Genomic DNA, 13446 nt, shown 5'->3' with positions numbered 1-13446 from the left:
CCCGATTTGATGTAAGGCCAGTATATACCCTCAGTGAGAAAATAACAAGAGAAAAAATGGGCGGAATTCTGATATAATGAGAGCAGGATCAAAAGCAGAAGGAGGCAAGATACATGGGAAACAAAAGCTTTGACAAGGTAGAAAAGAATTTGAAGGAGAGAGGATATCAGGTACGGTGCTTTGACACGGCGCAGGAGGCAGCCCGGTATCTGGATGAGCAGATTGATGACCGGACAGTTGGCATCGGGGGATCCGTGACAATGGATCAGATAGGAATTTATCCGATGCTGGAAAAACACAATACAGTGTACTGGCATCTGCGGATGCCGGAGGGTATGACTGATGCGGAAGTGCGTGCAAAAGAAAATGCTGCGGAAATCTACCTCTCTTCGGTGAACGGACTTGCCGAGACAGGCGAGATGATCAACATTGACGGACGATGCAACCGGGTGGCGTCCATTTTCTACGGTCACGAAAAGGTGTATCTGGTGATCGGAGAAAACAAGCTGGAGAAAGACTATGACAGCGCGCTGTACCGGGCACGGAATGTGGCGGCTCCGCGCAATGCAAGAAGAGTCGGAGCAAAAACTCCTTGTGCGGTAAACATGGACCGCTGTTATGACTGCAGCAGTCCGGAGCGGATCTGTCGGGGGCTGTCTGTTTTGTGGGGAAAACCGATAGGAAGCGAGTTTGAAATCCTGCTGATTCATGAGGAACTGGGCTATTAATGTCCGGGAACAGGCGTATTGTTAGAGTCAGCCTTGCGATTTTCACCTTGCTACGGTTGAAAATAAGATGCTTGAGTTCAGAGCCGTAGTTCATTCGTGGTGAATACGGTTATGAGCAAGTTTGTTGGTGATACAGCGGTAGTTTTATCGGTCGAATACGGCTATGAGAAAACTTTTTGAAAATACAGCGGTAGTTTTAAACGGTCTGGTACGGTTAAAAGTGTGTATTCAGAATAAGATAACCGTATTCAAATCGGAAGAAATACCTCTGAAAAAGAGCAATCGCTATTTTTAACCGTATTTTGATTCAAATCCGTACGGTTAAGACAGAGCATTTATAAAAAAGAACCGTAATTGCTGCAGGCAGCTTCAGTTGCAATGAAAATAACTTGATAAAAAGAGAGGAAAAAGCGATGATGACAAATAAGGAGATCCTTCGGACTGCCATGGAACAGTCTGCCGTTGACGCAAACTGTCAGCCGGAGGATTTTATGAAAACGGAACCGGTTATTGTAACATCCAGGAAGAATCCGGATGCGCGCAGATATCTGAAACTGCCGCTTGCGTGCAACCTGATCTCTTATGGAAACAATATTGTGGCATCCATTGATAGAAGATATGAGGAAATTGTCCGGAATTATATTCAGAAATATCCGGTGGAGCACTGTTTTGAGACGCCGAATCTACATGTGCTGAATGAAGCATTTGCAAAGCACGATATGATGGTGTGCTTTATGGCTGAGTATTTTCTGCCGGATGTGAATGCCCTTACAAAGGGAGACTGTGGATATGAGATGCGGTTGCTGGAAAACAGCGATTTTCACGAGCTTTATCGGCCGGAGTGGCAAAATGCGCTTTCTGAGGGCAGAAAAGAACTGGATGTGCTTGGGGTCGGAGCGTATGACAATGACGGCCGCCTGATCGGGCTGGCAGCGTGTTCAGCGGACTGCGACAGTATGTGGCAGATTGGAATTGACGTACTGCCACAATACCGCCGTCAGGGAATTGCGTCGGCACTCACCGGCACCCTTGCACTGGAAATACTGGAACGTGGGAAAGTGCCGTTTTACTGCTGTGCATGGTCCAATATCCGGTCTGCCAGAAATGCGATACGAAGCGGATTCAGGCCGGCGTGGGCCGAACTGACCGTGAAACCAAAAGAGTTTGTAGAGCGGATGAATCGATAATATTCCTGAAGTCCAATTAAATCATGGCCAGGCTGTAGATTTTTTATCGAAACAGATGTATAATGAAAAAAAGGAAAGAAGGGATGAATATGAAGCGGTTTGCAATGTTATCCGAGCGTTTGCAGGAGTCCATATCATTTGGATATTTTATGGCAGTCTGGCTGATGAGTGCTGTCATCCTGATGTTGCTGAACTATCTGACGGTGAACAGCAGAATTCTTGAATTTCTGATTAAGTCCACCTGGGGTGTCTTTTTATTCCTTGTTCCGGTATGTCCGCAGAATCTGGTATTCCGTTACGGAAGAGAAAACTGCCGTTTGTTTATCCGTGTTCTGGCTGTGATGATGATCGGGCTTTATGGGATAGCATTCTTTAGCGTATAAAAGAAACAACTTTCAGATATCCATAAAATGAAAAAATGCCGTTGCTGTGTGATGCACAGTGACGGCAGTTTTGTTTAACAGGAAACTCAAACACTACTAAAATTTAGTAGTTATTTTAAAATATATTTCTTGATTTTAGGGATAAAAGAGATATACTTATATCAAAGGACGACATTTAAACGACATATAAAAGGAAAATCCGGAGGTGTGATATGGAATTTGCCATACAGAAGACAGTATCCGCAGAAGAAGTAAAGGTGATACGGCAGAGACTGCATTTGAAGCAAAAAGAACTGGCAGATCTGATGAATGTATCGGTTAAGACAGTGGAACATTGGGAAAGCAGCCGGGGGACGGTAAAGGGTGCGGCGGCTGCCCTGCTGGGAATTCTCTGGGACAGGATGTGGCTGGCAGAAGAACTGGAAATACCGGAAAAAACATTTCCACTTCGTCTCAGATACATGTATCATGACCGCCTTTGCACAGTGATTGATGTGGAGGAACGACAGAAAAGAATAAAAATAAAAAATTTTGTGCAGGATCCGGTTTTCTGTGCGTTTGGAAGAAATGAAAATCCGGACTACAAAGATTATGAGGAATTTTTAGAATCCCGCTGTTTCCCCAGGACACGGGATAAAATGAAAATCATGCTGGAAGAGCTGAATCTTCCATTTTATGATCCGTTCCTGATTGTTCAGAAAACAGAAGGGCGGATGGCAGAGGATGATTTTTGGATTCAGATTGAGGAGTAAAGATTATGGTTAGACTGTTAGAAAAAGATTTGAGAAATTCCCCGATACAATCATCCAAGGGAAATCAGTTGAAATGGGAAGAGGATGGTACCTGGTATAAAGCGGACCATATCGGATATGAAGGACTGGCGGAATATATGGTTTCATCTCTTCTGAAGTATTCTGATATGGATGAAAATGAGTATATTATGTATCAGACAGAAAAGATTGAATATAAAAGCAGCACCTACTGCGGATGCAAAAGCAGAAATTTCCTGCCGAAAGGATATCAGCTGATCACATTGGAGCGGCTGTTTGGAAGTTTTTATGGAGGAAGCTTGTATCGAAATATATTCAAGATACAGGGAGTCAAAGAACGAGCACTTTTCCTGACAGAACAGGTGGAAAAGATGACTGGCTTAAAGGAATTTGGAAGATATCTGTGCAGAATGTTGACAGTAGATGCGCTGTTTCTGAATGAAGACAGACATATGCATAATATCGCGGTACTATATGATCCGGTCGGAGTTTATCACTATTGTCCGATCTTTGATCATGGATCGGCCCTGTTATCTGATCTGACAGTAGATTATCCAATTGGAGAAGATAGTGTGGAGCTGATTCCGAAGGCACAGGCAAAAACAATAAGCTCAAGCTTTGAGGAACAGCTGGATGCAGTAGAAGAACTATATGGACAAACGGTATCTTTTTCATTCGACGACCGTGTGATCACCCGGTTTCTGGATGAAGAATCATACTATCCGGCGGAGATCAAAAAAAGAGTACGAAACATTCTTCTGCAGCAACGGAGGAAATATGAGTATTTATTCAAGTAGTATGATTAGTAGATATAGTGTATTTCAAAACCCATAAACAGCGAAAACCCGTCAGTCTTTCAACTGACGGGTTTCGCTGTTTATAAGTTATCTAAAGGAATGAGAGTAAAGTGGCACTTGGAGGTATCTCTCCGAAGTGCTTACTTTATGAGGGGGGAGATAGTGATTTGTTTATCAACTATCTGAGTCCTAGTATAACCAGAAAATGTGTCTAAAATGTGTTGATTCTATAAAAGAAATGCAAAAATTATTAAGAAAAACAGAAGCCGGGGTACTGGAAAAGTCCCGGCTTCTGCAGTTTCGTGCGCTGGGAGGCGCACATTTTTAAGGGATTTACCCTGTATGTTTTACATCATTTCTTCGGTTTCCAGACCTTCAAACTGCATCTTGTAATAGTGTGCGTAGATGCCGTTTCGTTTCAGAAGATTCTGGTGGGAACCGCGTTCAGCGATACCGTTTTCCGTGATGACGATAATCTCGTCGGCGTTCCGGATCGTGGAGAGCCGGTGTGCGATTGTGATGGTGGTACGGTTCTTGGCCAGAGCCTCAAGACTCTTCTGAATATGGCGTTCGCTTTCGTTGTCCAGTGCGCTGGTCGCTTCGTCGAGGATCAGGATCGGCGGGTTCTTCAGGAAGACACGCGCGATGGAGATCCGCTGCTTCTGTCCGCCGGAGAGCCTTGTTCCACGTTCGCCCACATAGGTGTCATAGCCGTCAGGCAGAGACATGACGAAGTCATGGATATTAGCGCGTTTGGCAGCGTCCACGATTTCATCCATGGAAGCGCCCGGTTTTCCGTAAGCAATGTTTTCCTTGATGGTTCCGCAGAACAGATAGACATCCTGCTGGACGATTCCGATATTATTCCGCAGGGATTTTAATGTCAGCCCGCGGACATCTTTGCCGTCGATGGTGATGCGTCCGCCTGTGACATCATAAAAGCGCGGCAGCAGGTTGCAGATTGTCGTCTTTCCGCCGCCGGACGGGCCGACCAGTGCGATGGAGCGGCCGGCCGGGATCTGGAAGGACACATTCTGGAGAACCGGTGTATCATCGTCATCATAACAGAAAGATACATCCTCGTAGGAGACAAGGCCTTTCACATCGGTCAGGTCTTTTGCGTCCGGCTTGTCCTGAATGGACGGCTCTGTATCCATGACATCGAGGAAACGCCGGAATCCGGAGAATCCCTTCTGAATCATCTCTGCCAGCTCCACAAGGATCTGGATCGGGCTGATGAAGATTCCGATATACAGCGCGTACATGGCAAGATCCGCCGGATCCATCTGTCCGTGTGCGATGAGATATCCGCCGAATACCAGTGTGACAAGATACATCATGCCCTGGAAGAACAGATTCCATCCCATGAACCCGCCCATGCAGTTATAGTTGGCGTCCTTGGAAAGCAGGAATGCATGGTTGCTCTTTGAGAATTTTTTCTTTTCAATTTCTTCGTTTGCAAAGGACTGCACAACACGGATTCCGCCGAGGGTATCCTGCAGGCTTGCATTGACATCACCGATCTTGCGGCGGTTCTCCATAAAGGTTTCCTGCATACGTTTGTTCTGCTTCATGGAGAAGAAGAACATGATCACAACGATGACTGCCAGAGGAATGGCGAGCCGCCAGTTGATCAGGAATAAAAAGATAAAGGAACCGATGATCTTGATCAGTGAAATGAACAGGTTTTCCGGTCCGTGGTGGGCGAACTCGGCAATATCAAACAGGTCGGATACGAGTTTGCTCATCATCTGGCCGGAATTGTGGCTGTTATAATAGGAAAAAGAAAGCGTCTCGTAGTGCTCAAACAGCTGCTGGCGCATATCCCGTTCCATATTGGCACCCATCATATGTCCCTGGTAGCTGACGTAGTACTTGCAGAGACTCTGGATGGTGTACATGACGAAAAGTCCGATACCGATCGGCAGAAGCATCTTCAGGATGGTGCTGCTGTCTCTGGTGAACAGAGAGTTTGTAGCGGTCCTTAGAATCTGCGGGTAGACAAGATCGATCAGACTGATGACAGCCGCGCAGAGCAGATCCAGAAAAAAGACCGTCCGGTAAGGTTTATAATAGTGAATAAAACGTTTTAGTGTATCCATAGACTAACCTCTCTTTCATTTTAAAATTTCCCCTCCTAATAATTTACCATACTTGATTGGACCCTGCAATGAATAAAAACGGACATATTCATCAACAATTAAGAATTTATGCTTTGGCTCTTAAAAAATTTCTGGTATTCTAATAAGTAGAAAAAAGAGCGGGGATTCTGCGTGCGAAAACAAGGGGGGAGGCCCGCTTTCTATTTCAGGAATAATAGAGAGGTGAGAGACGATGTATACCGTTTTAGTATGTGATGATGATAAGGAAATTGTAGAAGCGATTGAGATTTATCTGTCTCAGGAAGGATACCGGATACTGAAAGCGTATGACGGGGAGCAGGCACTGAAAGTTCTGAATGAGGAGAAAGTGGATCTGCTTGTGATCGATGTGATGATGCCAAGGCTTGACGGGATCCGGGCGACGCTGAAGATCCGGGAGAAGATGAGTCTTCCGATTATCATTCTTTCAGCGAAATCAGAGGACTCAGACAAGATTCTCGGGCTGAATATCGGAGCCGACGACTATGTGACAAAGCCGTTCAATCCGCTGGAGCTTGTGGCGAGAGTCAAGTCACAGCTCCGCAGATATACGAAGCTTGGCAGCACGGTCGGCGCCGGAGATCAGGAAGAGATCTACACGGTGGGAGGTCTTACCATCAACGATGATCTCAAGGAAGTGACGGTGGACGGCGAGGTTGTGAAGCTGACGCCGACGGAGTACGATATTCTCCTCCTGCTTGTAAAGAATCAGGGCAAGGTCTTTTCCATCGACCAGATCTATGAAAACATCTGGAACGAAGAGGCGATCGGGGCGGATAATACCGTGGCGGTTCATATCAGGCATATCCGTGAGAAGATTGAGATCAATCCGAAAGACCCGCGCTATCTGAAGGTCGTATGGGGAGTCGGATATAAAATTGAAAAGCTTTAGGAAGGAGCAGATAGAAAAACGATATGAATAAATGGTTTTATTCTGCAACATGTAAGGGACTGCTCCTGATTCTGGCGCACCTGTGCATTGTCGTAAGTGTGGTGAGCTTTGTCTGGGTCGGGACCTCGGCAGGACTTCGTTATCTGATTCCGTTTGAAAAGGTGCAGAGCCATTATGAATCAACTGCCCAGTTTGAGAACAGGATGAAGACAATGTCCCGGGAAGTCCTGGATCAGCTGGATACCAAAGCAAAGTTCGAGACAAACGGAAGCTACAATCCCGATAAGCTGATTGATGTGGTACGTTATGATAATGGAAGCCTGGACCAGGACGGGACAAATCATTCCGGCATCGCCTACCGGCTGAAAGACCTGGAGCAGTGGAGCCGGGGATATCAGAACGCGGCGGCGGATCAGGAAAGCTGGGACCAGTTCCTGCATGACTATGTGACAACCGTGATTGTGTGCCTGAAAGAGGACGGAAGCTACCACTATTATTATGGGGATGATTTCCGGAACAAAATGTCCGCAGGAGAGCTTGTCTTTGCGTCAAATGGTGAATTTGTTTCCAATGAGGAGAAGCTTTCGGCACTTCTGGAAGATGATTACAATACGGCAGGCTATGGAGAAGTGCTGGATCAGAACGGGCAGAAACTTTATGCGGACTGCTGGAATCTGGGGCTGGGCGAAGAAGTTTTAAAGGAACCGTATTCTCTGGATGGAGCTGCAAATCTGGTGGAGCTTGCAAATACAGATGAGCGGTGGAATGGAAAGCTTGCAGATGCATATCATGCCCTGTCCAACACACTGGCGGCGATTTCAGGTGATATTCAAAACTATAAAGAAGCGCCGGGAGGATGGGAAGAAGGAAATACCAATTACAGTTACATTTATGTAGACTATGACGAGAACGAGATTTATTCCAACCGGCAGGAATTCCAGGATATTAAAGAGATTGATCATTATCAGGAGAAGATCAAGCAGGCAGGTGCATACGTTATTGTGACACCGAAGCTTGCCGGGTTTGAGTCAACGTTTGAGAATCCGGCGCAGAGCGCGCAGGAGTGGAAATCGGATATTGTGGAATCCCACCGGATCATCGGACGTAATACCAATTATGTCTTTATGGCATCCGTTGATACGACCTACTCGGTTCCGGATGAGTTTGAGAGTGACAGAGAATATTATCAGGAGATTGTGCCGTATATCACGATTGCGTGTGAGGTGGCATGGGGAACGCTGATTCTTTTCTTTATCCTGCTTGTATGTCTGACTGTAATCTCCGGACACAGCAACCGTTCTGAGAACGGGGAGATTGCGCTGTCCGGATTCGACCGGTGGAAGACAGAGCTGGCGGCGGCATTTGTAATCATATTCTGGATCGTGAGCATGTATCTGATTTCCGAGTGGGGATCCCAGTACGTGATGGCATACGATTATTACTACTCTTCCGATATCTGGAGGGAAGACGGACTGCCAATCTACACTATGGTGATGGCGGGAACAATCGCTTTTGTAAGCTGTCTGTTCTTCTTCTGGTTCTACCTGAGCATGGTTCGGAGGATTAAGGCTCATACGCTCTGGAAGAACAGTATTATGAAAGCGGTCTGCGAGATTTTCAGACATGGATGGAGAAATAAGAAGACGACAACCAAAATCGTGGTGGCTTACATTGCCTTCCTGCTCGTAGAACTGATTACGTGGGGAAATACTCCGCTGATGATTATCGGCATTGTGGTCAATATCGGAGTGGGCGTATTTCTCGTAAGGTATGCTTTGGCAAGGCAGAAGATTAAAAAAGGGCTGCTTGAGATTGCGAAAGGAAATGTAAACTACAAGATTCCGCTGGATGATTTAAGAGGCGAAACGCTGGAAATCGCCCAGACAATCAACCGGCTGGGCGAGGGCCTGAACCGTGCACTGGAGAAAAGTGTCCGGGATGAGCGGCTCAAGACTGATCTGATCACGAACGTGTCGCATGATATCAAGACGCCGCTGACGTCCATTATCAATTACGTGGACATCTTAAAACGAGAAAATTTCCAGGATCCGAAAATTCAGAATTACCTCAACATTCTGGAGATGAAGGCCCAGAGACTGAAGACCCTGACAGAAGACGTGGTGGAGGCTTCAAAAGTCAGCAGCGGAAATATCAAGCTGGAATTTATGACGTTGAATCTGGTGGAACTGATCTATCAGGTGGAAGGAGAATACGAGGAGAAGTTTGAAGCGCGCAATATCAAAGTGATCCTCAATATGCCGGATGAACCGGTAACTGTCCGGGTGGATGGCAGAAGGATGTGGCGGGTATTTGCCAATATCTTTAACAATGCGGCAAAATACGCCATGGAAGGAAGCCGCGTCTATGCGGATCTGATGCTCCAGCCGGGGACGGCAAAGTTTATCCTGAAAAATGTTTCGGATCAGCAGCTGAATATTTCAGCCGATGAACTGACAGAGCGGTTTATCCGGGGAGACGTATCACGGAGCACAGAGGGAAGCGGACTTGGCCTTTCCATCGCGAAAAATCTGACGGAGCTTCAGGGAGGAACGTTTGAGCTTTATCTTGACGGCGATCTGTTTAAGGTAATCATTACTTTTCCACGGGTGAGACGGCTGATCAAGGAGCAGACGCCGAAAAAAGAAGACAAGAAAACGGAGCCGGAGACAAAACCGGAAGAAACAGATAAAAAATAAGGAAATCTTTAGATTCAGGAGAGGGTATTTCGATATCCTCTCCTTGCGTTTTGGCGGAATACGCATTACAATAATACAAGAAAAAAGTGGAAAGGAAGTTCCAAATGGAAGAACTGAGAGCATACCTGGAACAGGTATTTTGCATAGAGCTTCTGTCCGCGGTTCTGAGTAACCCAAGAGACAGAGAAAAAGCGTTCAAGGGCCGGATCCGTCCGGTGCTTAAAAAAGGAAATCTCGTATATCAGTTTGAGATTTTTAAAGGGAAACAGGTTTTTCATGAGAATCTGGAAGCGAAGGCAGCGGTGGACCGCGCCTGTGAGTGGATGGAGCATTTCCGCCAGATGCAGATTGACACAAAAAGCGAACGGGCATCGGTGCTGATCAGCAAGAAGGGGAAAGTGACCATCAACAGAAAAAAGGTAACACGCCCGGATCAGGGGAAACAGGATCTTTCCCACAACCGGGAGAAACAGTATATATTAAAGGAAGGAATGGATATTCCGTTCCTGCGTGATCTTGGAGTCATGACGCAGGAGGGAAAGATTGTCCGCTCCAGATTCGACAAATTCCGCCAGATCAACCGGTATCTGGAATTTATCGAGGATGTCCTTCCGAAGCTTCCGAAAGACCGGGAGATCACGATTCTGGATTTCGGATGCGGGAAGTCGTACCTGACCTTTGCCATGTATTATTTTCTGCATGAGATGAGAGGGTACGAGGTCCGCATGGTGGGACTGGATCTGAAGGAAGATGTGATCGAGCACTGCAACGCACTTGCAGAGAAATATGGCTACGACCATCTCCACTTCCTGACCGGAGACATTGCGCAGTATGAAGGAATGACGAAGGTCGATATGGTGGTGACGCTCCACGCCTGCGATACGGCAACAGACTATGCCCTTGCAAAGGCGGTTTCCTGGGGGGCGGACGTGATTCTTTCCGTGCCGTGCTGCCAGCATGAGCTGAACCGGCAGATTGAAAATGACATTTTAAGCCCGGTATTGTCCTACGGGCTTCTGAAAGAAAGAATGGCGGCTCTGGTCACAGACGGGCTCCGCGCCGAGTATCTGAAAAAAGAGGGGTATGATACTCAGATTCTGGAGTTCATCGACATGGAACACACGCCGAAAATATTCTGATCCGTGCAGTTAAAACAGGGAAGAAAGCGGAAAATCAGCACATAATAAAAGCGTGCGAGGAATTTCTTCATGTGAAACCGACAATAGGAAAGCTTTTATAAAAAAGGGGAGTTATTCATGAGAAAAAAAGCGATACATGCAGGTATTCTGGCCTGCGTATTCGTAGTGGCGATTATCATATTCAGCTATGCGGTGAACAGAAACCATGTGGATATGACGGCAGACATTGGAAATGCGTCGCTTCCGCAGGTTTCTTTTACCCATGATTCTTATACATTCAACACGCTTGCCGGATATACGAATGAGATGGAAATGGCGACCATGCGGGATCAGATCACACCGGTCATGGACGGCAAAATCAGCATGCAGGTGAAGGAAAACGACAAAACGGTCCGTTCCGCATCCTATGAGATCTATTCCATCGACGGCAGAAAAAAGCTGTATTCGGCCGATCTGGAGCTGAAAGAAAATGCGGCTCAGATCGAAATTCCGGAGAAGGTTCTGGAAGAGGGAGAGCGCTTCCTGAGAGTGACGATTTCCTTTGACGATGACGAACGGGCATATTATTACACACGGATTTCAGACGGATCCAACTGGAATATGAACCGCTGCATGGCCTATATCAAGAACTTTTTTGACAAAGAGAGGGACAAAGATGCGGCAGCAGAACTGCAGTCCGCGCTGGAGCCAAGCAGCGAGGGCGACAACACAACGTACCAGACTGTCACGATTCACTCGGATTTTGAGCATGTGACATGGGGAGACCTTGCGCCTGAGATCGTCGGGGATGTCCGGTGGGATATCAAGGAAGCCAACTCGATGTACATGTCTGTCCTTCTGACCTATCAGGTTGACTGTAAAGGGGAAGGCGAAAACGAGACAGACCGGTATAATGTCAAAGAGTTTTTCCGTGTCAGATATTCGGAAAATCAGCAGATGTATCTTCTGGACTATAACCGGACGATGAACCAGCTTTTCGACGGGGAAGAGAATGACATCGATGAGAATGGTGTTCTTCTCGGCGTGACAGATTCCGATGTGGATTATCTGATCAATCAGGAGGGAACAGTCGTCTCCTTTGTACAGGAGAGGGAGCTTTGGAACTACAATAAGGAAAATGACGAACTCTCCCGTGTATTCAGCTATGCGGACAGCGGCAGCCAGAATGCGCAGAATGCCTACGACCAGCACAGCGTACAGCTTGTATCCATGGACGAGGATGGAAGTACGACATTTACGGTGTCCGGCTATGTAAACAGGGGCACTCATGAAGGCGAGGTCGGCGTCAGCGTATATTACTACGATATCAATAAAAACTCTGTGGAGGAGAAGGTATTTATCCCAAGTACGAAGTCCTACCCGGTGCTGACAAATGATCCGGGCAAGCTTCTTTATTACAGCAATTCCAGCGGAAAGCTGTATGTGATGCAGGAAGGAACGCTGTATGAGGTAGATCTGGTTAATAATACGCGTACCACCCTTGTGACCAATCTGGAAACGGGGCAGTATGTAAGCTCCGGGGACGGCCACCTTCTGGCATACCAGAAGGACGGGGAGATCAATAACGCGACTCAGATAGAGGTGCTGAATCTTTCCACCGGAAAGGGATATCAGGTGGAGGCAGGTGCGGATGAAAGCATCCGGCCGCTCGGATTTATCCGGAATGACTTCGTGTTTGGAACTGCAAGGAGCGGCGACTCGGGCACGACAGCATCCGGCGAGACAGTGCTTCCGATGTACCGTCTGGAAATCCGCAACCAGAAAAACGAAACGGTCAAAGACTACCAGGCGGATAACATCTTTATTCTGGACGTCGTATTTGAAAACGATATGGCGACGTTGAAACGTGCCGTAAAAAGCGGAGATTTCTATACGTATACAAGCGAAGATTATATTACGAACAATGAAGAGAGGGAAGAGAGCAATATCACGATTGATTCCTATACAAGCGAGCTCAAAGGCCGTGAAATGCGGATTACCTACGAGGATGGAGTGGACGACAGTTCTCCGAAGATTCTAAAGCCGCAGCTTACGATCGCAAGGGAGCAGATGACGCTTTCCTTTGATTCACCGTCCCGGAAGGGAACCTACTATGTCTATGGATACGGTGAACTTCAGGGGATTTACCAGAATGCGGGATATGCGGTGCAGAGAGCATCCGAATTCAGCGGAGTAGCGGTGACCTCCAGACTGGCAAATGTATATGAAAGCGGCAACAGGCCGTCTGCGTATGAGATTTCGGATCTTGGGGATACTGCGGTCCGTGAGGGTGAGAGCACACTGGAAGCATGTATGAGAATCATCCTTGCCTCAGCAGGAAATGAGATTGATTTCCAGAAGGATATGGAGGATGGAGAATCCATCATTGACTTCATAGGCAGCCAGGTTTCCGGGGAAGCGCTGGAACTTTCCGACTGCCGGACAGAAGACGTCCTTTATCTGATCGGACAGGGCACTCCGGTGGCGGCGCTGACAGGAAACGGCAATGCAGTACTTTTGACGGGATACAGTCGGACGAATGTTCAGTATCTCAATCTTTCCACACAGGAAGTGGACACGGTGACATTTGAAGAGATGGATCAGATGGTAAATGCAAGCGGGAATACGTTTGTGGGATATACACAATAGCACAAACCATGCTATAACCCGACTTTGCCACTTTCTCCATTCTAACAACTGAAAAATATATTGAAAATACAGCCTTTGGGTTGTA

Annotated in this window: 10 protein-coding genes; 9 read left to right on the top strand and 1 reads right to left on the bottom strand. The window is 46.9% G+C overall.

From position 1 onward, the window contains the following. The first annotated feature begins 113 nt into the window (after positions 1 to 113). From FGQ85_RS17535 to FGQ85_RS17515, 5 genes are all read left to right on the top strand, one after another. Positions 114 to 728 carry a lactate utilization protein gene (locus tag FGQ85_RS17535; RefSeq protein WP_138374100.1) on the top strand — a complete coding sequence of 205 codons (615 nt, stop codon included), beginning with the start codon at positions 114 to 116 and terminating at the stop codon, positions 726 to 728. Positions 729 to 1141: 413 nt separating this feature from the next. Beyond that, positions 1142 to 1915, top strand: coding sequence for a GNAT family N-acetyltransferase (locus tag FGQ85_RS17530; protein WP_347563113.1), 774 nt, complete (start codon positions 1142 to 1144; stop codon positions 1913 to 1915). An 89-nt stretch (positions 1916 to 2004) separates the two neighbouring features. Then, positions 2005 to 2298: a hypothetical protein gene (locus FGQ85_RS17525; RefSeq protein WP_138374099.1), complete on the top strand. Its 294-nt coding sequence runs from the start codon at positions 2005 to 2007 to the stop codon at positions 2296 to 2298. A gap of 212 nt (positions 2299 to 2510) precedes the next feature. Further along, on the top strand, positions 2511 to 3050 hold the full coding sequence (locus FGQ85_RS17520) for a helix-turn-helix domain-containing protein (RefSeq protein WP_087168861.1): 540 nt from the start codon (positions 2511 to 2513) through the stop codon (positions 3048 to 3050). 5 nt (positions 3051 to 3055) lie between these two features. Then, complete coding sequence (locus FGQ85_RS17515) at positions 3056 to 3865, top strand: hypothetical protein (protein ID WP_138374098.1); 810 nt, start codon at positions 3056 to 3058, stop codon at positions 3863 to 3865. Between the two features lie 347 nt (positions 3866 to 4212). Here FGQ85_RS17515 and FGQ85_RS17510 read toward each other — a convergent pair whose 3' ends face one another. Further along, positions 4213 to 5967 (bottom strand): ABC transporter ATP-binding protein, encoded by a 1755-nt coding sequence (locus FGQ85_RS17510; RefSeq protein WP_087168859.1) that lies wholly within the window; start codon positions 5965 to 5967, stop codon positions 4213 to 4215. A 232-nt stretch (positions 5968 to 6199) separates the two neighbouring features. Between FGQ85_RS17510 and FGQ85_RS17505 the strand changes: the two genes are divergently transcribed. From FGQ85_RS17505 to FGQ85_RS17490, 4 genes are all read left to right on the top strand, one after another. Beyond that, positions 6200 to 6898: a response regulator transcription factor gene (locus FGQ85_RS17505; RefSeq protein WP_087168858.1), complete on the top strand. Its 699-nt coding sequence runs from the start codon at positions 6200 to 6202 to the stop codon at positions 6896 to 6898. Between the two features lie 23 nt (positions 6899 to 6921). Beyond that, positions 6922 to 9594 carry a HAMP domain-containing sensor histidine kinase gene (locus FGQ85_RS17500; protein WP_118636905.1) on the top strand — a complete coding sequence of 891 codons (2673 nt, stop codon included), beginning with the start codon at positions 6922 to 6924 and terminating at the stop codon, positions 9592 to 9594. Positions 9595 to 9698: 104 nt separating this feature from the next. Beyond that, positions 9699 to 10733, top strand: a complete 1035-nt coding sequence (locus tag FGQ85_RS17495) for an SAM-dependent methyltransferase (RefSeq protein WP_330677459.1) — start codon at positions 9699 to 9701, stop codon at positions 10731 to 10733. 117 nt (positions 10734 to 10850) lie between these two features. After that, entirely contained in the window at positions 10851 to 13361 is a 2511-nt protein-coding gene (locus tag FGQ85_RS17490) for a hypothetical protein (RefSeq protein ID WP_138374097.1), read from the top strand. Positions 13362 to 13446: the final 85 nt, after the last annotated feature.

This window comes from Pseudoflavonifractor sp. BSD2780061688st1 E11, from assembly GCF_005844125.1.
GTDB classification, from domain to species: domain Bacteria; phylum Bacillota; class Clostridia; order Lachnospirales; family Lachnospiraceae; genus Sellimonas; species Sellimonas catena.
The sequence above is the reverse complement of the archived record's forward strand: the minus strand, read 5'-3'. Positions and strand labels throughout refer to the sequence as shown.

Coding starts and splice junctions, on each gene's coding strand:
- FGQ85_RS17535 (WP_138374100.1), top strand. CDS start 114: ATGGGAAACAAAAGCTTTGACAAGGTAGAAAAGAATTTGAAGGAGAGA.
- FGQ85_RS17530 (WP_347563113.1), top strand. CDS start 1,142: ATGATGACAAATAAGGAGATCCTTCGGACTGCCATGGAACAGTCTGCC.
- FGQ85_RS17525 (WP_138374099.1), top strand. CDS start 2,005: ATGAAGCGGTTTGCAATGTTATCCGAGCGTTTGCAGGAGTCCATATCA.
- FGQ85_RS17520 (WP_087168861.1), top strand. CDS start 2,511: ATGGAATTTGCCATACAGAAGACAGTATCCGCAGAAGAAGTAAAGGTG.
- FGQ85_RS17515 (WP_138374098.1), top strand. CDS start 3,056: ATGGTTAGACTGTTAGAAAAAGATTTGAGAAATTCCCCGATACAATCA.
- FGQ85_RS17510 (WP_087168859.1), bottom strand. CDS start 5,967: ATGGATACACTAAAACGTTTTATTCACTATTATAAACCTTACCGGACG.
- FGQ85_RS17505 (WP_087168858.1), top strand. CDS start 6,200: ATGTATACCGTTTTAGTATGTGATGATGATAAGGAAATTGTAGAAGCG.
- FGQ85_RS17500 (WP_118636905.1), top strand. CDS start 6,922: ATGAATAAATGGTTTTATTCTGCAACATGTAAGGGACTGCTCCTGATT.
- FGQ85_RS17495 (WP_330677459.1), top strand. CDS start 9,699: ATGGAAGAACTGAGAGCATACCTGGAACAGGTATTTTGCATAGAGCTT.
- FGQ85_RS17490 (WP_138374097.1), top strand. CDS start 10,851: ATGAGAAAAAAAGCGATACATGCAGGTATTCTGGCCTGCGTATTCGTA.